This window comes from Kribbella sp. NPDC050241 (assembly GCF_044459685.1).
In the GTDB taxonomy this organism is placed as follows: Bacteria; Actinomycetota; Actinomycetes; order Propionibacteriales; family Kribbellaceae; genus Kribbella.
On sequence record NZ_JBITJE010000008.1, the window covers coordinates 82653 to 102749 of the forward strand.

The following is a 20097-nucleotide window of genomic DNA, read 5'->3' on the forward strand; positions in this document are numbered from 1 at the left end:
ACAGTACCCGCCGTCAGGTCATCGGGATCGTCGCCGCGGCCGGCTGGGACGGCTTCGCGGAGCCGCCGGTGGGCTCGTTCGTGAGGCCGAAAGCGATCATTCCCGTGACCGAGCCGTCGAGCACTCGGGTGGTGTCGCCGGCGGCGAGGCCGACCGAATGGGCCGTCTTCGACGGGTCGATCATCCACAGCTGCCAGGTCCGGCCCGCGCGCAGCCTGGGCAGGTCGTTCAGTACGACGACCGCCTCGTCCGCGCTGGGAGACATGACGATGGTGGCGTGACCGCCACCGGCGACCGGCCCTCGGACGGTTCGCGCATCGGGCTGGGAGAGTACGGCGGCGATCTGGTCGTTGGCCTGGACCGCGTCGGTCTTCTCGCGGTACTGGTCGACGGCGACTCCGCCGACACCGGCGACGGCGAGCGCGGCCGCGGCGAGTGTGAGGACGGAACGACGGGTGAACCGCTTAGGCGCAGGTACGCCGCGGTGTCCGGCGACCACTGGAGGTACCTGGCGGACGTGGTCGATCGCGGCCAGGACATTCGGCTTGAGCGAGGGCGGCGGCGGGGCCGCGACCTGGGTGGCGAGCTTGACCGCGGCCTCGCGGAGCTCGGCGACCTCGGTGGCGCAGAAGGTGCAGCCGGCCAGATGCGCCTCGAACAAGGTCCGCTCGTCCTCCGGCAGCGCGTCGAGGACGTAGGGGCCGGTCAGAGTGTGCACGTCGGATTCGGTCATGACGTACGCCCCTTTGTGGTTCCGAGGCAGTCGCGGAGACGGATCAGGCCGTCGCGCATTCTCGCCTTGATGGTCGGCAGCTTGGCATCGAGCCGCTGCGCGACTTCGGGATAGGTGTAGCCGTTGTAGTAGGCCAGGGTGATCGACTCGCGTTGCAGGTCGGTCAATGTGTCCAGGCAGCGCCGTACCTGCTCGGACTCGAGCCGGGTGGTGACGGTGTCGGCGACCTGGTCGAAGTCGACCTCGGCCGATCGCGCACCGATCAGCTCGGTGCGGTCGGCGGCCGCCTGCTCGGACCGGACCCGGTCGACGGCACGGCGGTGCGCGATCGTCAGGATCCACGCGTGCGCGGAGCCGCGGTGCGGGTCGAACCGGGTGGCCGTCCGCCAGACGTCGATCATCACTTCCTGGGTGACCTCCTCCGACTGGGCCGGGTTGCGAAGGATCCGCCGTACCAGGCCGAACACCCAGGGCGTGACCCGGTCGTACAGCGCGCTGAAGGCTGCCGTGTCGCCGCCGGCGGCACGGGCCAGGAGATCGCCGTCGCTGACCTCGCCGGGCCGCGTGTGCGGCCCGGCCGGCCAGGGCAGTGCAGTCGGTTCGGTCACGGTCAGTTCGCAGGTGGCATCAGGACAGAATCGATCAGATACACCGTAGCGTTGGCCGTCTTCACCCCACCACAGATGACGGACGCGTTGTTGACCTTGAGGCTGTCGCCGGAGCCGGTGACTGTGACGTCCTGCTTCTCGACGGTGGCGTGCGTGCCCACCACCGCGGACGGGTCGAGCTGCCCGGGTACCACGTGGTAGGTGAGGATCTTGGTGAGCAGGGCGTCGTTCGTCTTGAGCGTGTTGACGGTCGCCGCCGGGATCTTCTTGAACGCGTCGTCGACCGGCGCGAACACCGTGAACTCGCCGCCGTTGAGGGTCGAGACCAGATCGACCTTCGCGTTGAGCTTCCCGGACACGGCTGAGACCAGGGTGGTCAGCAGCGGGTTTCCGGACGCGGCGGTCGCGACCGGGGCGGCGGCCATGCCGTCGATCGAGCCGGCACCGCTCGGGTTCGCCTTCGCGTAGTCGGCGCAGCCGGGGCCGACCAGGCCGGCCGAGCTGCTGTCCATCGACTTGCTGGCCGACGGGGTGCTCGCTGAGGAGGCGGCGGAACTGTTGTTGTCGTCGCTGCTTCCACACGCTGCCGTCGCGAGGACGAGAGCCAGTGCGGACGCGGCGAGACCGGCGCGGACGAGGTACTTGGGCATGACGGGTTCGCTTTCTCGAAGGGGACACTGACAGCGGTACTTCGGTGCCGCTGCGGCCCCGGATGGGTGGGAATTACTCGACCATCACGACCGTGTTGTGCAGGCCGCTGGAACCGTTCGGACGCGGTGCGGCCCGCTGCGCTGTCTGCAGGTCGCCGTCGCCGTCGGTCGCCCGGACGGTGAGCTTGTGGTTGCCGGGCGTCGCGTCCCAGCGGAAGGTCCATTGCCGCCAGGTGTCGATGGTGTCCTCGGCCGCGAGCGTCGCCTCCTGCCACGGGCCGCTGTCGACCTGCACCTCGACCTTGCGGATGCCGCGTTGCTGCGCCCACGCGACGCCGGCAGCGACCGCCGGTCCCGCCTTGATGGTGGCGAACCCTTTGGGTACGTCGATCCGCGACGCGGTCTTGACTGGTGCCTCCACGGACCAGCCGCGGTCGGTCCAGTAGGCACTGAAGTCCTGGAACCGGGTGACCTCGAAGTCCACGATCCACTTGGTCGCCGACACGTAGCCGTACAGACCCGGCACCACCATCCGCACCGGGAACCCGTGCTCGAACGGGAGCGGTTCGCCGTTCATCGCGACCGCGAAGATCGCGTCCCGTCCGTCGGTGAGCGCGCTGAGCGGCGTACCGATGGTCAATCCGTCGATGCTGGTCGACTTCACCGCGTCGGCGCCGCTCCGGACACCGGCCTCGGCGAGGATGTCGGCGATCGGTATGCCGATCCAGCGCGCGGTGCTGACGTACGGGCCGCCGACCTCGTTGGACACGCAGGTCAGCGTGATGTCGCGCTCGATCAGCCGGCGTTCGACCAGGTCGCCGAGCGAGAGCCGGAGTTCTTGGTTCACCATGCCGTGGATCCGCAGCTCCCAGTCATCCGGGTCGATCCGCGGGACCTGGAGCAGCGTGTCGACCCGGTAGAACTTCGCGTTCGGCGTCACGAACCGCGATACCCCAGGTACGTCGGCCTGGACGCCGACCGGGAGTGGACCCGCCGCATCGGCCGGTGTCGGCACGCGGAACTTGGCGCGCACCGCATCGCCGGGGCCGAACGACGCGACCCTCGTCGTGGACCACGCCGCCGCCCCGGCCACAGCCAACCCAGCCACGGTCACCAGGAACCGCCGCCGATCGAACCCCTCCGGCTGCTCCGCCTCGGTCTTCGGTCGTGGCGACCGAACAACCAGCGCCATGGCCAGCACCGCCACCACCAACGTGACAATTGCCGGCAGCAACCGATCCACGACGCCGGCCGCAGCCGAACGCCCGAACGCCGCGAACACGACCCCAACGACCCCAAGTCCCGCGGCGATCCCAACCGCCACCGCCTGTGCCCGTCGGTCCCGACCGTCCGACCGGTTCGGAGGCGGTAGTCGCCGGGGGTTCCCACCCCATCCTCCAGCGCCGATGGCGCCGGCCGCTGCGGCTACCAACGCGAGGACTACGCAGATGCCGGCTCGGAGGAGGGGACGATCCGCGGTGCCGAGTTCTCGGACGGCGAAGTCTTTGACCGGGCCGGGGGACCAGTCGATGATCTGCACGCCGACGGCGTCGACCGGCCACGGACCGCCGGTGACAGCGGCCACCAGGTACCCGAACGACAAGGCGGCGCCGGCCGCGACGACTCCGCCAACCGCGCCTGCTGCCTGCCGACCTCGCGAGGTACCCATGCCCCTGGTTCGGCGACGACCACCGCTCGGATGGGCCGCTGTTGGCGACAATTGGCCACTCGGGATGCCCTGGACCGCACCCCGGGTAACGTCAGCGACCGACATCGAGGAGGCGCGCCGGCGGTCGGGTCGGCGTGCTCGGGGAAAGGGTGTGGAGACGTGCTTCGCAGGGTGATCAGCGGCGTGATCGTGGCCGGGGTGGTCGGACTGACGCAGGCCGGAGCGCCGGCCTTCGCGGCGCCGGCTGCCACGGTGCCGGTTCAGGGATCGACGCAGGCGGCCGGGCTTCACAAGACTCCGGTGCGCCTCGACGGCCTGACCGAGTTGGTCATCCGCCGGATCGAGGTGGGCGACGAGGTGGCCGCGTCGAAGTACTTCAGTGGGAAGCCGGTCGAGGACCCGGTCAGGGAGCAGCAGATCATCGATTCGGTCCGGGAGTCCGCCGTACAGCTGGGGATCGACCCGGACTCGACGGCCGACTTCTTCCGGGCGCAGATCGAGGCCAGCAAGGTCGTGCAGCGCGGACTGCTCGCCAAGTGGGCCGCCGATCCCTCGTCCGCTCCTACGTCCGGGCCGGATCTGGACGCCGTACGTCAGGAGCTCGACGAGCTGACCACGGGTCTGCTCACCGAGTTGGTCCGCGTCGACCACTTCCGGCACACCGGCCTGGCCTGCGACATCTCCTTGCTGGTAGCAACGACGACCGGCTCGATCGAGCACCACTTCGACCACCTCCACAGCCAGGCTCTGGCTGTCGGCACCGCAACGGTCTGCGGATGACCCTGGTGTCTGCGCTGGTGCTCTCGGGTCCGCCCGGGGTCGGGAAGACGACGGTCGGCTGGCGGGTCTTCGATCGGTGCACCGACCTCGGGCAGGATCCGGCGTTCGTGGATCTCGATCTGATGGGTGCGGCCTGGCCGGCTCCGGAGGACGACCCGCATCAAGCGCGGCTGAAGGCGACGAATCTGGCGGCGGTGTGGTCGAACTACCGCGCCGCCGGCAGCCGTCGACTGATCATCGCGGGGGTCGTGGAGGACCAAGGCGACCGGAAGCTGCTGGAGATGGCCACGGGCGGAGCGGTGATCATCTGCCGGCTGGAGGCGCCGGACGATGAGCTGGCGCAGCGGATTCTCGGCCGCGGTCGAGAGAGTGGCGCCGACGTCGCCAAGTTGGCTGCCCGTGCAGCCGAGCTATCCGCCCAGCTCGCCGCTCACGACGTCAGCGACTACTCCGTCGGGACAGCGGGGCGCACGATCGACGAGGTGGCCGACGACGTGCTCGCGCGCTGGGAGACGCCCTCTTAGGCCATCCGGGCGAGGGCAGCTTCGGTGAGTTCGTACCGCAACGGGGATCCGGCGACGTACCGCTCGATCTCGGACACCACGATCGTGCCCATCTCGAGGTAGCACTCGACCGTGCCCGCGGCCCGGTGCGGGGTGAGTACGACATTCGGGAGCCCTCTGAGCGGGCTGTCCAGCGGCAACGGTTCCTCGTCGAACACGTCCAGGGCCGTTTCGATCCGGCCGGTCCGTAGCTCGGCGAGCAACGCATCCGAGTCGACCAGCCAGGAGCGTGCGGTGTTGACCAGCGCCGAGCCGTCGGGCATCAGCGCCAGCTCGCGTGTCCCGATCATCTGGCGCGTCTCGGGCAGCGTCGGCGCGTGCAGAGCAACCACCCGGCTGGTCCGCAGCAGTTCGTCCAGGTCCATCCGCCGTACGCCGAGCTCTGTCGCGCGCTCGTCGCTCAGATACGGGTCGTAGACAACGACATCGGCGCCGAGGGCAACGACCATCGCGATGTACTCGACGCCGGTCCGGGAGGCGCCGACGACCCCGATCCGGGAGCCGGTGATGCCGTGCTGCGGAGGCGCGTCGATCGCGCCCACCCACGCCGCGCCACTGTGCATCGCGCGGTCGAACCGATGGATCCGGTGCAGCATCGTGAGGGTGAACGCCAGCGAGACCTCGGCAACCGGCCGCGCCATCGCCTGCCCGGCCTGCGTGAGCCGGATGCCGCGCCGAAACACCTCGTCCGTGACGAAGTGCTTCACCGACGACGCGCTGTACGCGATCAACCGCAAGCGCGACGCGTGCGCGAGCACCTCAGCAGTCAGCGGCGTAGCACCCCACGAGGGAATCAGTACGTCGGTCCCGGGCAACGCGCCCACCAGCGCCTCGGCGTCACCGGGATCATCAAGCCGCACAAGCTCACCGAGCTTCTCCAGCCGCGCGACGCTCTCGTCCGAGAACACCATCGACCGGAACGACGGCGTAGCCACCAACAACATCCGAACCCCATCACGCATGGCCAGATAGTAGCCAGGACGTAGGATCCGGGAGTGGTGAATTCGCGGAGCAAACGTCCGCCACGTGCGGATGAACGTGTCACGGTGATCGCGTTCCTGCAGTGGCATCGGGAGACGCTCGAACTCAAATGCGCCGATCTGAAGCCGGAGCAGTTGGGAGAGCGCGCGGTACAGCGTTCGGGGTTGTCGCTGCTCGGGCTGGTGCGGCACGCGGCCGAGACTGAACGGTTCTGGTTCCGCCGAGTGATGGCAGGGGAAGAAGCCCCGCCGGTGTTCGACGTACCGGACGCCTTCGACGTCACGGGTGCGGACGCGGCGATGGTTGATCAGGCCTGGGATGCGTGGCGGGCCGAGGTCGCGTTCGCGAACAAGTTCGTCGAGGCGGCACCGGATCTCGACGTCATCGGAGACGAGCCCGGTGAGGGTCCGGTCTCACTCCGCTGGGTGTTGATGCACCTGCTCGAGGAGTACGCGCGGCACAACGGCCACGCTGACCTCCTCCGCGAGCAGCTCGACGGCGCAGTCGGGCTCTGACGCTCAGGACTCGATCAGGCGCAGGGCCTCGGTGACGGAGCTGGTGACCGGGAGGCCGGTGGTCTCCAACGCGGTCCGGGTCATCGCACCGGTGGTGACGAGGACGCACTGGGTGCCGGCAGCCGCGGCGGCGTTGGCGTCGTCGACGACATCGCCGATCAGGACGACGTCGGCCGGGTCCAGGTGCTGAGCCTCCAGATGGCGGATCAGACTCTCGGCCTTCGAACCGCCACCGACGTCGCCGACCAGACCGTCGACCCGACTGAAGTACTGCGTCAGCCCGAACTGGTCGATCGTCGGTGTCAGCCGCGCGTGGAACCACATCGACAGCAACGACTGGGTCCGCCCACTCTCGCCCCACAGCCGTAGCTCGTCGGGGACTCCCGCTGCCAGGCCGCACGTGTGCAGCAGCGCGTCGTACCGCTCGTGGTAGAGCTTGTCGACCCGCGCCCACTCCTCGTTGTCGAGGGGGCGCTGGAGGATCTGCTCGTACGAGACCCGCATCGGCCGTGCGTAGACCGCCTGCCACTCAGGCCAGGTCAGATCCGCCCGGCCGAACTCGACGCAGACCGCATTGACCGCGGCCAGTACGGCGTTGTTGTCGTCGAGCAGAGTGCCGTTCCAGTCCCACACGACATGCGAAATCCTCACCCGCGCAACTGTACGTAATACGCCAGTTATCACCCGGGGGTGGGCCAGATGGAGGACAGGTGGTGGAGAGTGAGCGACGTCAGCTTCAGCGGAGCAGTGGTGGTCAACTGCAACCCGTTACCCGTCGAGGTCGTGTCGAAGTCGACGTTGTAGCAGGCGTAGTACGCGCCGGCGGCGGCGAAGATCGCGAGTTGGCCGCGGTCGACCAGGAGACGGACGGTGAGGATGCCGTCGGCGGCCGGCGACAGCGGCACTCCGTCCAGCGTTCCGGCGCCGTCGTACGTGATCTCACGAGCGGACGACCCGTCGGCACCTGTCCGCAGCCGGAAGGCGAACGAACCATCCACGGCACCGGACACGTCGAAGGTTGCTTCGAGCTCGTAACTCGTGGCGTCCACATCGGTCAGGAGCGGGGCTCCCGGCGTGACGAGCTGAGCGTCGTACGACGTAGTCGACGTGCGCAGCGTCGCGATCTCGTCGACCGGCAGGCTGAACACGCGAGGACCGCCCGGAGTCGCGACCAACCGCTGCTGCACCGGGAAGCTCGCGTTGCCGGTCCAGACCGAGCCGCGATTGAGGCCCTGCCAAGCCATCGTCACCACCCGGCCGTCCGGCATGTTGTCGAACGACTGGGCCGCGTAGTAGTGACCACCCGCACCGCAGGGGTTCACGGTGAGCGTGCACGGCTCCGTCCAGTCCGTCCGGAACTCGCGCCCGTCGAAGTCGCCGACGACGTACGATCCGCGGCCGTCGCGCAGGACCCAGGTCACGACGCCGTCCAGCATCATCGGCGTGAAGTCCGGGCACTCGAACAGCCAGTCGGCGACGTACCGGTCCGTCCGCTCCCAGGTGCGCAGGTCGGGTGACGCGAAGAAGTCCGCGCCGTTGCCGTTGTCGTCGGACCAGACCACCATCGCCCAGGTCTGGCTCGGCTCGTGCCAGACGACCTTCGGGTCCCGGCTCTCGTGACCGCTCGGCTGCGCGATCACCCGGCCCTCGTCGTACGCCGTGAACGTCATGCCGCCGTCGAGGCTGTAGAACATCCGGACACCCTGCGTCCCGGTGAAGACCGCGATCGGATCGTGGTCCCCGTCCTTCAGCCCGGACGTGTTCCGTACGTCGACCACTCCGCCGCCCGACCACAGCTCGCCGGGGTGCACGGCAGGATCGAGCGCGATCGGCTGCTGCTCCCAGTGGACCATGTCGGGACTGGTCGCGTGGCCCCAGTGCATCGTGTCCCACACGAGGCTGTTCGGCGCGTGCTGGAAGTAGAAGTGATAGCTGCCGCGGTAGTGCAGCATCCCGTTCGGATCGTTCATCCACCCACGCCGAGGACTGAAGTGAAACCGACCGCGATTGTCTTCCTGGTAATCAGTCACGGGCGACCCTTCCTAGCGAGGACGACGATGCTCACGCGACGGTAGCCGGTCATCGGCCCGCCTGCGTCAGCAGGCCGGACCAGTACGGGTACACGCCTGGGGACAACTCGTCAGGGCGAGACGCTGACGCCGTCGACCAGGAAGCTCGTCGCTTTGGCGTCGTCCTCGGTGCTGGTCCACTGCAGCGTCACGGTCCGGCCGCGGTAGGGCGTGAGGTCCACGGACTGTCCGACGTACTTCGGACCGCTTTGCGCAGCCGTGTAAGTGCGGACCGGATGTCCATCGACGGTCAGGCGGAGCGCGTCGTGGTTCGAGGTGTCGTCGCTGTCGACCCGCAGGGCGAACCGCAGACTGGGCCCGCCGATGATCGGTACGGTGATGCGCTGGCTCAGCGAGTCCGTGTGCGTCGTGCCGTAACCACCGAGCCATGCGTAGCCCAGACCGGCGTCGGCGTACTGACCGTCCGCGCGGATCACGTCCGCGGTCTGCGACCAGCCTCCGGTTCCGGCCGTGAAGTCGCCGTTGGCCACGCCGCGCGAACCGTCGCGGGTGCTGACCACCCAGTTGATCACGGTGTTGCCGCGGGCACCGGTCGAGTCGGTCGCGGTCACCGTCACCGAGTGGGTCTGCGGCTGCGTCGGTCGGCCGTAGATGGTGCCGGTGGTGGCGTCGAGGCGGAGACCAGCCGGCAGATCGGTCGAGCCGAAGCGGACCAGCCGGTGGCCGGAGTCGGACGCCCGGACCGGGAGCAGAACGAGGTCGCCGACGGCGCTGAACTGCTGTGTCGGTGCGTTCAGGGTGATCCGGTTCGACTTCGTCGGTGACGTGAGCGCCTGCGTGCCGATCGGCGTACCGAGGCCGGTCGGGCCGTCCCAGCCGGCCTGCGCGGTGCACAGCGGAGCCGGGGTGCACTCGCCGTTGTTGCCCTGGACAACGTCGTTGAGGCTGCCGGTCCGGCCGTACGGGTAGCTGGCCGGGTACGACGCCGGCGCGGGGTCGCCGGCCAGCGCGTACATCGCGGCGATGATCGGGGCCGCTGCACTGGTTCCGCCATACACGGCCCAGCCTTCACCGCCGGTGGTCTGGTAAACCGCGACGCCGGTCGCGGGGTCGGCGACGGCGGACACGTCCGCGACCGCGCGCTTCGGGCACACCGCGGCTGGGATGACCGACTGCCAGCTGGGCTTCGCCACCTCGGCCGAGCAGCCCGAGCCGGTACCGAATCCGGGGAAACTGTTCCACACCGTCTCGGTCCAGCCACGGGCCGAGTCGTCCTTGGTCAGCGTCGTACCGCCGACGGCGGTCGTCGCGGCCGAGCTGGCCGGGTACGACGTACCCGCGTCGTAGTCGTAGTCACCGGTCGAGGCCGCGTAGACGACGCCGCGGGGGAGGAAGTACTTCCGGTCGAGGTCGACGAGGTTGCCCATCTCGGATCCGCCCCAGCTCAGCGACACGAACTTCGCGCCCAGGTCGCCCGCAGCCTTGACCGCGGTCAGCATGTCCTCGGTCGGTGAGTTCGCCTCGATCAGCGTGATCCCGCACTGCGGGCAGACCGCGGACACCATGTCGAGATCGAGCGAGATCTCACCGGCCCACGAGCGCGACGGCGCCGGAAGCGGGCTCGGCCGGCCGTCCTGGTTGAGCTTCTGGAAGCAGCCGTTCGCGGTCGTACACGGCGGCAGCCCGTACTGCTGCCGGTAGACGGCGAGGTCGGACTCCGCCGTCGGGCTGTCGTACGCGTCGACGATGTAGACCCGCTGTCCGCTGCCCGCACTGGACGGCAACCTGTACGCCGCTGCGAGGTCGGCGGGACTGTAGCCGGCCGGCGTCTCGGTCACCGAGCGCGAGCGGAAGCCCAGGTCCGTACGTCGTTGCGCGAAGCACCTGAACGTCCCCGGCGCCACCTTCTGGTCGCAGCTCGCCTCGACCTTCGGCATCTCCTGGACGTCCTTGCTCGTCGCCGACTTGCTCGTCGTGGCACCCGGCGCCTCGGCCTGCTGCCAGGTCTGCCCGGCGTCGCGGGTCACCCAGAGCCGGGACTGCTGGCCGTAGATCGCCTGGGCCTCGATCATCCAGGCGGTGGTCGGGTTCTGGAAGACCAGGCTGTGCAGGACCTCACCGCCGTTCTCGAGCCAGGTGGTGTCGAGCCGCCACGACTTCGACAGGGCCGGGCGGTTGTACACCTGGCTGGCGGTGATGGTCGGCACCATCACCGCGCCGTCGGGCGCGACGGTGACCTCGTCGGCCAGGCCACGATCACCGGGAAGTTCGTCGTACCGGAAGGTCCTGCCGCCGTCACCGGAGGACATCAGCGTCTTCACCGAGTGGCCTTGGCCGTAGAACGCCATGCACAGCACGAACACGCGGTCGGCTCCATTGGAGGTGAAGCCGGTGATCGTCGCCTCCTCCTGGTCCGCGCAGGCGACCGGGCCGGTCGCTCGGACCGTGCCCTGCCGCAGGGTGGTCAGCCGTCCGGCCACACCGGCGCCGGCAGAGGCCAGCAGGTAGACCGTCGAGCCGTTCGCCGCGAGCCAGGTGTGGTCGCCCGCCGCGACCGGTACGTCGATCCGCTGCCAGCCGGTCGTCTTCCCGGCCGGCGCACGCCAGACCTTGAGCGGGCGGTCGTCGCAGACCCCGCTACCGATCGGGCAGCCACTGGTGACGACGTACGTCCCGTCGGCCGAGGCGAGGAATTGAACCACTCTCGCGTCGTCGCCGGGTACAGCGACCTTGGTCCAGGTCCGGCCGCCGTCTGTGGTGTTCTCGAGGTACGGGTCGTAGGCCCACCCGTTCTTGCGGTCCAGGAACTGCAGGCCGGTGATGCCGGGCTCGCCGCTGCGGGCCAGCTCGTTGTGGGTATGTCCGACGGTGGTCCAGGTCTTGCCGCCGTCGTGGGTGGCCTTCACCTCGGCCGGGCAGGGCGTCGTACCGCAGTCGTCGCCGCCGAGCAGGTAGCCGTCGGTCGGGGTGGGCCAGACCATCGACTGGGGCGCGAAGGCTGGATCGGTCACGGCCGGTTGCTCGGTCCCGGCTGCTTGCGCGGTCGCTCCGGAGCCGACGAGAAGTGCGGTGACAAGTGCCCCGATCAGGGCCATCGCGGAACGACCGGCATGCAGACGCACTGTTCACTCCTCGGACGACGACTGTTTCCTGGCACACGCTAAGCCCTGGCGCGATCCCTGCGGCGCCGAATCCGGCCATCCGCCCAAACCGGCCAATCAGGCCGCGCCTAGGCTCAGCCCGTGGCTGATTGGGAAGCGGTGGGGCTGTCCGCGGAGGACGCACAGGTGTACCGGCAGTTGCTGCGGGATCCCGGCGTACCGGTGCAGCAGCTCAGTGAGTCTGTGGAGATGCCGCTGGCAACGGTCGAGGAGGCCGTCGCCCGGCTGGCCGAGGCGGGGCTGGTCCGCAGCGGCTCGGAGGCTGCGCCGGCGCCGGTCGATCCGCGGTCCGGGCTCGGCATGCTGGTGCGGGAACGCCGGGCGGCGCTGGACGGCGTGGCGGCGATGACCGACCAGCTGGCGCGCGAGTTCAGCGCCGGGCAGTTGCAGGCCGAGCCGAGCCGCCTGATCGAGATCGCCGTCGGGCGGGACGCGATCGAGGCGCGCATCGACGACATGTTGCGTGGGGCAACCGTGCAGGCGGTCGGCACCGACACCCCGCCGTACGTCGCGGACGGCAGCCATCAGGTGTCGAGTGCCGAGCTGGCGCTGCTCGAGCGCGGGGTCAGGTTCCGGGCGATCTATGCGGCCGAGGTGCTGGACCATCCCGGCTGGGTCGCGCGGTTGACGTCGATGGCCGAGCGGGGCGAGCAGGCCAGGGTGCTTCCGCAGGTGCCGGTGAAGCTGCTGATCGTCGACGGGACGACGGCGATCCTGCCGCTCGCGGGCGACGGGCCGTCACGTCCTGGGCAGGCGCGGGCCGTGGTGGTCACCGACTCGGCGCTGACCAGTGCACTCCAGGTCCTGTTCGACCAGCTGTGGGGGCAGGCCACACCGCTACGTCTGACCGAGTCAGCCAATGCCGATCCAGTCACCAACCTGATCAACTTGCTGGCCAGCGGGATGAAGGACGAAGCGATCGCACGTCAGCTACGCATCAGCGGCCGAACCCTGCGGCGGCGGATCGCCCAGGTCCAGGATCAGCTCGGCGCCACCAGCCGTTTCCAGGCCGGTCTGCAAGCCGGCCGTCAAGGCTGGGACTGAGTCAGCTGCGGACGTGGACCCTCTCCGCGGTGATGCGGATGACGAGGCGGACCCGCTCGGGCGGCAGATCGACGTACTCCTGACCGGCGCCTTCGCCTTCGTACGTCTCGGCAAGCTGCACCGCCAGCTTGCGGTCGACATCGTCCGACACAGTCGCGTTGCCACGGATCTCGACGTACCGCTGCGGCTCGTCCTTGTCGATGACAAGCACACTCGCCCGCGGATGCCGCTGCACGTTCCGGGTCTTCGCTCGCCCCGCCTCCGTCGAGATCAGTACGTCGTCACCGTCTCGGCCGACCCACACCACCGACGACTGCGGAGTCCCGTCCACCCCCACAGTGGCCAGCACGGCCGGATTGTCCCCATCGATCAACGCCCGCGCGACCTCACTCAGCTCCATGGCCTCACCTTATGAGTTCTGCCAGGCGCTGCCGCGGCGACCAGCATCGTGACCGCCATCGGCAGCAGGAACAAACCCGACTCGGTCACGGTCGCCCCGAAGTCGTAACCGGCTTTGCTGGCGTTGCCGTCGTACCTCGCGGGGCACGTCTCGCGGATCAGTCATCGCACCCTGGTCGACGCGCTGGCCGAGCAGAGCCTTCGTCTTCCGCACTTCGCCGTACTGGCGGGCCTGCTCGACCTCGGGCCGTCGGCGCAGCACGAGCTCGCGGACCGCCTGCGCCTCAACCGCAGCCACCTGGTCGGGTATCTCGACGACCTCGAACGCGGCGGGTACGTCACCCGCGAGCGCGACCCGGGGGACCGCCGGCGTCAGCAGGTCCGTCTCGCCAAGTCGGGTACGACGCTCGCGACCGAGCTGGTGCAGATCGCGAAAGAGTCCGAAGCGCGGCATCTCGCCGTACTCACGGCAAGCGAGCGGCGGACGCTCACCGAGTTGCTCCGTCGTGTCGTCGTCACGGACGACGAAGCGCAATGACGGCGGTCGAGGTTGATGGGTGATGGTTCGTGTCACGAACTTCTGTGGGCGTGAATGCTATCTTGGCAGCGTGGCGAAGAATGAGGACGGCAAGATCGGAGTGGTGGCCGGACTCGTCCGGTCGGCGTTCCTGGTGAATGCGGTGTACGCCGAGGCGAGTCGTGAACGCGGCCTCACCCCGCAGCAGGGGCAACTGCTCTGCGTCCTGATGGCCCAGCCTTTCGGGATGGGCGAGTTGGGTCAGATGCTGGGGCTCGCCAAGTCCAGCATGACCGGACTCGTCGACCGCACCGAGCGCAACGGACTGGTACGCCGCGAGCCGGATCCGCGTGACACCAGGGCCGTGCGCGTCGCGCTCACCCCGCGCGGACAGGATGTCGCGGAAGAGTTCTACGCCGAGACGTGCCGGCGGATCGACCGGTTGCCGGACGGCCTGAATGCGGCGGAGCGCGACACGCTCGCCGGTCTGCTCGGCCGCGTCGTCCTGGACAACGAGGTCCCGGTGGTCTTCATGGAGCAAGCCTGAATTTCTGGATTGAGGGTTGCAGTTCGTAGTACGAACTAATACAGTTCGTACTACGAACAAGCTCGATGCGTCCAGGCATCGGCCGTCAGGTGAGGAAACCCTTCATGTCCGATCTCATCGCTGTCACCGGCGCGACCGGCGCCCTCGGTACCCTGGTCGTCGACCAACTGCTCGCCCGCGTCCCGGCCGAGCGCATCGTCGCCATCGCCAGGAACCCGGCCAAGGCGGCCGCACTGGAGGCGAAGAAGGTCCAGGTCCGGATCGCCGACCACGACGACCGTGCGGCGGTCGACGCCGCCCTCGACGGTGTCGACGTTGCGCTGCTGATCTCGGGGAACGAGTTCGGCAAGCGGATGGTCCAGCACGAGAACGTGATCCGTGCCGCCCAGGAGGCCGGTGTGTCCCGGATCGTCTACACGAGCGCCGCGCATGCCGACACCAGCCCGACGTTCATCGTGACCGAGCACAAGGCCACCGAGCAGCTGATCCGCGAGTCCGGCCTGACCTACACGATGCTGCGGATGAACTCGTACCACGAGAACTACGTCCCGTTCCTGACCTCGGCGCCCGAGACCGGAGTAATGATCGGCAGCGTGCACGAGGGCCGGGTGGCCAGCGCCGATCACCTCGACTACGCCGAGGCGACCGCGGTCGTGCTGAGCACCGACGGCCACGACAACGTGGCCTACGAGCTGGCCGGCGACACGGCGTGGGCCTATCCCGAGCTGGCGGCCGCTATCGCGGAAGTGAGTGGCAAGCCCGTTGTCTACCAGGACCTTTCGTCCGAGGAGCACGCCGAGGCGCTGCGAGCCAACGGTGTCGACGAGCAGACCGTCAGTTTCCTGGTCCAGCTGGACGCGGACGTCTCCGATGGTGTGTCAGCGGACGCGACCGGTGAGCTGCACAAGCTGATCGGCCGCCCCACCATCCCGCTGGTCGAGGGCCTGCGGGCCATCGCCGCCCGGTCGTGAGCAACGGTTGCCGCAGGCAAGGGAACGTGTGCGAGTTGACCGCCGGTCTCACCTAGGGTCGTGGCCATGAAACGAGCGATTGTGTGGGTCCTGTCGGTTGCCGGCATCGCCGCCGTTCTGTGGCTGTTGCTGGGCGCACCTGCCTCGGGCAGCAAGACCAGCTGGCCCAGCAACGGCGGCGGACGGCTGACCGAATGCAAGTCGGTGTTGCGGACGGGTGGTGCCATTCCCGTTCGCGGTGTCCTCGATCCGACCGCGGTGGAAACCTGCAAGGCCGGCCAGGTGAACCGGTTGGCGTGGGCCGTGCTGATTGCTGTGCCGACCAGTGTGCTGACCTCGATCGCTGTCCGCCGCTGGAATTCGTAGCCGGCCGCGGCCAGTTCTGGCCGTGGCCAGATCAGGCCACGGAGCATGCTGGACAGCCCCACGCAGCCCTGACAACACTGCTGGACGTTGTGCCGAGACGGTGAGGATCCCGGTGCACACCATCCTGGGGAGGGTTCCGCATGCACCCTGTGGTCTCTGGATCCGGACGACGCCGGACCGTGCTCGGCGTCGTGCTGGCCGTCCTGGCCGGGCTGCTGATGCTGCCGGCCGGGACGGCGGCGTCGGCCGCGCCACCGCCTCCGGTGCCCTGGCAGGACAAGGTGTCGTCCAGCCTGCGGTCGGGGCTGGTCGCCGGAAAGACGAGCGACTTCATGGTCCGGTTCGCCGACCGTGCCGACCTGAGCAAGGCGGCCACGATCAAGGACTGGAAGGAGCGCGGCGAGTACGTCGTCCAGCAGTTGCAACAGTCCGCGGCCAGAGGGCAGCGCGACGCCCGTGCGACGCTCGATGCCGCTGGCAACGACTACACGCCGTTCTGGATCACCGACGCCATCTTGGTGAAGGGCGGATCCGCGGCGCTGGCGCAGTCGCTCGCGGCCCGGCCCGAGGTGGTGGGACTGCAGGAGGCTCCGGCCTACGACCTGACCGAACCGGCGCCGGGCACCGAGCCGAAGGCGGCGACCGCGGCAGCGGTCGAGTGGGGCCTCGCGGACATCCAGGCGGACAAGGTCTGGTCGGAGCTGGACGATCGTGGCCAGGGCATCGTCGTCGGCAGCATCGACACCGGTGTCCAGTTCGATCACCCGGCGCTGGTCGACTCCTACCGCGGCACGCTGAGCCCCGGGGTCTTCGACCACGACTACAACTGGTTCGACCCGTCCCAGATCTGCCCGTCGGCGGCGCCCTGCGACAACATCTGGCACGGCACCCACACGATGGGCACGATGGTCGGCGGTGACGGGCCGCGCGGGAAGATCGGCGTCGCACCGGACGCGCGGTGGATCGCCGCGAAGGGTTGCGAGGACGAGGAGCGGGGGTGCTCCCTCGGCGCCCTGCTCGCCTCCGGCCAGTGGATGCTCGCGCCGACCGACCTGTCCGGCGCCAACCCGCGCGCCGACCTGCGGCCGAACGTCCTCAACAACTCGTGGGGGGACGACAACCGCGGCGTCGAGGATCCCTTCTACGACGACGTGATCGCGGCGTGGAACGCCTCGGGTATCTTCGCGGTCTTCTCGAACGGCAACGACGGCCGGGCCGGATGTGACACCGCCGCCTCGCCGGCGGACGGCGGCTCGACGTACGCGGTCGGCGGGTACGACGAGGCCGGCGCGATCGGCGACTTCTCCGGCCGTGGTCCGGGGGTGTCCGGCCGGGTGAAGCCGGACATCGCCGCCCCTGGTGTCGCCATCGGTTCGTCGGTTCCGGGCGGCGCCTTCGGCACCGGCACGGGTACGTCGATGGCCTCACCACACGTCTCTGGCACGGTCGCTCTGATGTGGTCCGCCGCGCCGTCCCTGATCGGGGATATCGACGGCACCCGTGAGCTGCTGAACCAGACTGCTGTCGACACCGGTGACCTGTCCTGCGGCGGTACCGTCCAACGGAACAACACCTTCGGAGAGGGCCGCCTGAACGCCTTTGCCGCGGTCGAGGCCTCGCCGCGGGGCGACACCGGGACGCTGGCCGGACGGATCACCGACAATGCCGGGAAGCCCGTGGCCGACGCGACAGTGGTCGCCACCGCCGCGGAGTACGAGCGACGCACGAAGACCGCAGCCGACGGCACCTTCGAGGTCCGGGTCAGTGCCGGCACGTATCGCCTGGCGGTCTCGGCCTTCGGCTTCGAGAACGCGACCGCGGACGACGTAGTGGTGACGAAGGATCAGCGGACGGTGCGCGATGCCGCGCTGACCCAGGTGCCGATGGCAACGGTTCGCGGGAAGGTGACCGACGGCTCCGGCCACGGCTGGCCGCTGTACGCCGCTCTCACCGTCGCCGGTACGCCGCTCGCGCCGATCCACACGTCACCGGTGGACGGTTCGTACCGCATCCAGTTGCCGGTGGGGTCGACGTACCGCGTCGAGCTGGATCCGGATGCGGCCGGCTACCAGGCGTTGACCCGCAAGGTCCTCGTCCAGGGTGACCAGTCGGTGGACTTCGCCGTACCTGTGATCGCGGCTCCTTGTACGGCGCCCGGCTACCAAAGCGAGCACCAGGGGCTCGCCGAATCGTTCGACGGTACGTCGATCCCGGCCGGCTGGACGCAGGAGACGGTGATCGGCGACGGCTGGGAGTTCGACGACCCGGGACAGCGCACGAACCTGACCGGCGGGTCCGGTGGCTTCGCGAGCATCGACAGTGGCTCGGGGAAGCGGCTGGAGGACTCGCGGCTGAGCTCGCCCAGTGTCGACCTGAGCTCGCAGGACCAGCCGGTGATCGCGTTCCGGACGGATGTGCTCGGCACCCGGGCCGCGGTCGAGGTCGACCTGTCCGTCGACGACGGTGCGACCTGGACCAACGTCTGGCACCAGAACGGGAGCCTGCGGGGTCCACGGCCTGTCCAGGTGCCGGTCCCCGCGGCCGCCGGGCACGAGAAGGTCCGGGCCCGGTTTCGGTACAGCACCGAGGTCTCCGGCAACGGCTGGCTGCAGATCGACGACGTGGTGATCGGGACGACCAGGTGCGCTCCGGTGGCCGGCGGTCTCGTCCTCGGCAACGTGACGGATGACAGATTCGGCCGGGCCGTCGACGATGCGACCGTGCGGAATCTCTCCCGTCCGGCCGATGTCGCGACTGCAGGGCCGACACCGGCCGACCCGAGCCTCGGCGACGGCTTCTACTGGATGTTCGCGCCGGCCGGTCGGCAGCAGTTCAGCGCGCAGTACGACGCCGGGCAGTACGAGGCCAGGACGCGGACTGTCGACGTCCGGCCGGACAAGGTGGTCCAGGCCGACTTCGCGCTCGGCATGGCCGAACTGAAGGTGACGGCGAAGGACCTCACCCAGTCGGTGCGGATCGGCGACCGGCGGACGATCGAGCTGACGGTGAAGAACGTCGGCACCGGCCGGGCGACGTACGAACTGACGCCGTTCGAGGACAAGCCGGAGACGAAGGCGGCAGCCGTCTCCACCGTTGCGGAGCGGCGGTACCTGAGTCTGGACGACGGCGGTCCGTTGCAGGCAGCCAGTCAAGCGGCGGCGTCGCGGACGACGGGTGCGAAGATCGCGCCCTGGCAGCAGGAGACCAACCTGCCGGAGGGCGATTTCGATGCCCTGGCGGCGTACCACGACGGGACGCTGTACAAGGTCGGCGGCGTCGCCGACCAGAACCACACCGAGCAACGCAATTACGTCTACGACCTGAAGGCCAAGACCTGGCAGGAGATCGCGCGGACCACCGATGCGCTGGAGCGACCTGCCGGTGGGTTCGTCGGCGACAAGCTGTACGTCGTGGGTGGCTGGCCGCGCGGAGGTGCCCCGGCCGCACGGCTGACGGTTTACGACCCCGCCACCGACAAGTGGTCGTCCGGACCGGACGCCCCGATCGGCACGGCCGCGGCCGCATCCGCCGTCCTGGGCGGCAAGCTCTACGTCATCGGTGGGCGCACGAACGCCGACGACGCGCACGGAAGCCGCGGTGTGATGGTCTACGACCCGGTTTCGAAGCGCTGGACGCGAGCGGCGGACTATCCGGAACCGGTGTCCTGGCAGCACTGTGGTGCCATCGGTGAGCGCATCTACTGCGCCGGAGGGGACAACGGGGGCGTCGATCATGCGCTCCGGACGGCGTACAGCTACAACCCGGTGACCAACCGCTGGCTGCGGCTGAGCGATCTGCCGACAACGGTCTGGGGTGCCGCGTACTCCGCGGCCAACGGTGAGCTCCTGCTCTCGGGTGGGATGGTGGCCGGCTATCGAAGCAACCTGGGCTTCGCCTACAGCCCGGCCTCGGACAGCTGGAGGTCGTTGCCGAACTCCCAGTTCGCGGTGACCCGGGTCGCCGGCGCCTGCGGATTCTTCAAGGTGGGCGGAGCGGAGGGGATCCTCGGCGCCAAGCCGTACGTCGAGCAGCTCACCGGCAACGACCAGTGCGCGTCCGGTGGCCGGGATGTGCCGTGGCTGAGGGCCGACAAGCCGGCCGGCACCCTCACACCGGGGCAGTCGACACGGATCCGGGTCACTCTCGACGCCGGGACCCCCGCAACGAGCCAGCCGCGCGAAGTGAGCGCACGGCTGCTGCTGATGGAGGACACCCCGTTCCGGAACGCACCGCTGACCGTGACGATGGATGCGGTCGCGCCGCCCGACTGGGGCCGGATCACCGGGACCGTCACCGGCAAGGATCGGTGTACCGGTCAGACGGCCGCCCTGCCAGGAGCAGCCGTGACGATCGGCACGAGGCATGACGCGGTGCATCTGGTCGCGGACGAGGGCGGACGGTACTCGTACTGGCTGATGGCGGACGGGCACGTCCAGGTGACTGCAGCCGCGCCCGGCTGGCTGCCGGCGGCGGGCGTCGTCAAGGTACGACCGCAGCAGACGACGACCGGAGACCTCCGGCTGGCCAAGGCAGGACCGTGCTCGGTCCTGCCGGGCGGGTAGG

At 69.3% G+C, this 20097-nt stretch carries 18 protein-coding genes; 9 read left to right on the forward strand and 9 right to left on the reverse strand.

Going from position 1 to position 20097, the window contains the following annotated elements:
• Positions 1-13 precede the first annotated feature (13 nt).
• The 4 genes from ACIBG5_RS31305 to ACIBG5_RS31320 form a co-directional block, all read right to left on the reverse strand.
• Complete coding sequence (locus ACIBG5_RS31305) at positions 14-733, reverse strand: anti-sigma factor domain-containing protein (RefSeq protein ID WP_396395099.1); 720 nt, start codon at positions 731-733, stop codon at positions 14-16.
• On the reverse strand, positions 730-1341 hold the full coding sequence (locus tag ACIBG5_RS31310; protein WP_360452395.1) for a sigma-70 family RNA polymerase sigma factor: 612 nt from the start codon (positions 1339-1341) through the stop codon (positions 730-732). Before ACIBG5_RS31310 ends, ACIBG5_RS31305 begins: the two co-directional genes overlap by 4 nt.
• A gap of 2 nt (positions 1342-1343) precedes the next feature.
• The gene (locus ACIBG5_RS31315; protein WP_396395100.1) at positions 1344-1991 is read right to left on the reverse strand and encodes a fasciclin domain-containing protein; all 648 of its coding nucleotides are present in this window, start codon (positions 1989-1991) and stop codon (positions 1344-1346) included.
• Between the two features lie 73 nt (positions 1992-2064).
• Positions 2065-3660, reverse strand: coding sequence for a molybdopterin-dependent oxidoreductase (locus ACIBG5_RS31320; RefSeq protein ID WP_396395101.1), 1596 nt, complete (start codon positions 3658-3660; stop codon positions 2065-2067).
• A gap of 159 nt (positions 3661-3819) precedes the next feature.
• Here ACIBG5_RS31320 and aroQ point away from each other — a divergent pair, with 159 nt between their 5' ends.
• Both aroQ and ACIBG5_RS31330 read left to right on the forward strand, forming a co-directional pair.
• Positions 3820-4440 (forward strand): gamma subclass chorismate mutase AroQ, encoded by a 621-nt coding sequence (aroQ, locus tag ACIBG5_RS31325; RefSeq protein ID WP_396395102.1) that lies wholly within the window; start codon positions 3820-3822, stop codon positions 4438-4440.
• Positions 4437-4964 carry an AAA family ATPase gene (locus ACIBG5_RS31330; RefSeq protein ID WP_396395103.1) on the forward strand — a complete coding sequence of 176 codons (528 nt, stop codon included), beginning with the start codon at positions 4437-4439 and terminating at the stop codon, positions 4962-4964. The genes aroQ and ACIBG5_RS31330 overlap by 4 nt, the downstream gene beginning before the upstream one ends.
• Here ACIBG5_RS31330 and ACIBG5_RS31335 read toward each other — a convergent pair.
• Complete coding sequence (locus ACIBG5_RS31335) at positions 4961-5965, reverse strand: hydroxyacid dehydrogenase (protein WP_396395104.1); 1005 nt, start codon at positions 5963-5965, stop codon at positions 4961-4963. The two genes, ACIBG5_RS31330 and ACIBG5_RS31335, sit on opposite strands and share 4 nt — an antisense overlap.
• An 84-nt stretch (positions 5966-6049) precedes the next feature.
• Between ACIBG5_RS31335 and ACIBG5_RS31340 the strand changes: the two genes are divergently transcribed.
• Positions 6050-6499 (forward strand): DinB family protein, encoded by a 450-nt coding sequence (locus ACIBG5_RS31340; RefSeq protein ID WP_396395105.1) that lies wholly within the window; start codon positions 6050-6052, stop codon positions 6497-6499.
• A 3-nt stretch (positions 6500-6502) separates the two neighbouring features.
• Here the strand turns inward: ACIBG5_RS31340 and ACIBG5_RS31345 are convergent, their stop codons facing one another.
• The 3 genes from ACIBG5_RS31345 to ACIBG5_RS31355 form a co-directional block, all read right to left on the reverse strand.
• A complete protein-coding gene (locus tag ACIBG5_RS31345; RefSeq protein WP_396395106.1) occupies positions 6503-7150 on the reverse strand; it encodes an HAD family hydrolase in 648 nt (215 codons plus the stop codon).
• Between the two features lie 29 nt (positions 7151-7179).
• Positions 7180-8529 (reverse strand): GH32 C-terminal domain-containing protein, encoded by a 1350-nt coding sequence (locus tag ACIBG5_RS31350; RefSeq protein WP_396395107.1) that lies wholly within the window; start codon positions 8527-8529, stop codon positions 7180-7182.
• Between the two features lie 110 nt (positions 8530-8639).
• Positions 8640-11651 carry a putative Ig domain-containing protein gene (locus ACIBG5_RS31355; RefSeq protein WP_396395108.1) on the reverse strand — a complete coding sequence of 1004 codons (3012 nt, stop codon included), beginning with the start codon at positions 11649-11651 and terminating at the stop codon, positions 8640-8642.
• Between the two features lie 120 nt (positions 11652-11771).
• Between ACIBG5_RS31355 and ACIBG5_RS31360 the strand changes: the two genes are divergently transcribed.
• Complete coding sequence (locus ACIBG5_RS31360; protein ID WP_396395109.1) at positions 11772-12734, forward strand: helix-turn-helix domain-containing protein; 963 nt, start codon at positions 11772-11774, stop codon at positions 12732-12734.
• Between the two features lies 1 nt (position 12735).
• Here ACIBG5_RS31360 and ACIBG5_RS31365 read toward each other — a convergent pair whose 3' ends face one another.
• Positions 12736-13134: a PPOX class F420-dependent oxidoreductase gene (locus ACIBG5_RS31365; protein ID WP_396395111.1), complete on the reverse strand. Its 399-nt coding sequence runs from the start codon at positions 13132-13134 to the stop codon at positions 12736-12738.
• Positions 13135-13248: 114 nt separating this feature from the next.
• On the opposite strand from ACIBG5_RS31365, the gene ACIBG5_RS31370 reads away from it, so the two are divergent.
• The 5 genes from ACIBG5_RS31370 to ACIBG5_RS31390 all read left to right on the forward strand — a co-directional run bounded on the left by ACIBG5_RS31370 (position 13249) and on the right by ACIBG5_RS31390 (position 20096).
• Positions 13249-13671 carry a MarR family winged helix-turn-helix transcriptional regulator gene (locus ACIBG5_RS31370; RefSeq protein WP_396395112.1) on the forward strand — a complete coding sequence of 141 codons (423 nt, stop codon included), beginning with the start codon at positions 13249-13251 and terminating at the stop codon, positions 13669-13671.
• Positions 13672-13741: 70 nt separating this feature from the next.
• On the forward strand, positions 13742-14197 hold the full coding sequence (locus ACIBG5_RS31375; protein ID WP_360452371.1) for a MarR family transcriptional regulator: 456 nt from the start codon (positions 13742-13744) through the stop codon (positions 14195-14197).
• A 104-nt stretch (positions 14198-14301) separates the two neighbouring features.
• Positions 14302-15168, forward strand: a complete 867-nt coding sequence (locus ACIBG5_RS31380) for an SDR family oxidoreductase (RefSeq protein WP_396395113.1) — start codon at positions 14302-14304, stop codon at positions 15166-15168.
• A gap of 66 nt (positions 15169-15234) precedes the next feature.
• Positions 15235-15534 (forward strand): hypothetical protein, encoded by a 300-nt coding sequence (locus ACIBG5_RS31385; protein ID WP_396395114.1) that lies wholly within the window; start codon positions 15235-15237, stop codon positions 15532-15534.
• 140 nt (positions 15535-15674) lie between these two features.
• Positions 15675-20096, forward strand: a complete 4422-nt coding sequence (locus ACIBG5_RS31390) for a S8 family serine peptidase (RefSeq protein ID WP_396395115.1) — start codon at positions 15675-15677, stop codon at positions 20094-20096.
• The last annotated feature ends 1 nt before the right edge of the window (position 20097 follow it).

Excerpts from the sequence above, each read along its gene's own strand:
- ACIBG5_RS31305 (WP_396395099.1), bottom strand. The coding sequence starts at position 733 with ATGACCGAATCCGACGTGCACACTCTGACCGGCCCCTACGTCCTCGAC.
- ACIBG5_RS31315 (WP_396395100.1), bottom strand. The coding sequence starts at position 1,991 with ATGCCCAAGTACCTCGTCCGCGCCGGTCTCGCCGCGTCCGCACTGGCT.
- ACIBG5_RS31320 (WP_396395101.1), bottom strand. The coding sequence starts at position 3,660 with ATGGGTACCTCGCGAGGTCGGCAGGCAGCAGGCGCGGTTGGCGGAGTC.
- ACIBG5_RS31330 (WP_396395103.1), top strand. The coding sequence starts at position 4,437 with ATGACCCTGGTGTCTGCGCTGGTGCTCTCGGGTCCGCCCGGGGTCGGG.
- ACIBG5_RS31335 (WP_396395104.1), bottom strand. The coding sequence starts at position 5,965 with ATGCGTGATGGGGTTCGGATGTTGTTGGTGGCTACGCCGTCGTTCCGG.
- ACIBG5_RS31365 (WP_396395111.1), bottom strand. The coding sequence starts at position 13,134 with ATGGAGCTGAGTGAGGTCGCGCGGGCGTTGATCGATGGGGACAATCCG.
- ACIBG5_RS31380 (WP_396395113.1), top strand. The coding sequence starts at position 14,302 with ATGTCCGATCTCATCGCTGTCACCGGCGCGACCGGCGCCCTCGGTACC.
- ACIBG5_RS31385 (WP_396395114.1), top strand. The coding sequence starts at position 15,235 with ATGAAACGAGCGATTGTGTGGGTCCTGTCGGTTGCCGGCATCGCCGCC.
- ACIBG5_RS31390 (WP_396395115.1), top strand. The coding sequence starts at position 15,675 with ATGCACCCTGTGGTCTCTGGATCCGGACGACGCCGGACCGTGCTCGGC.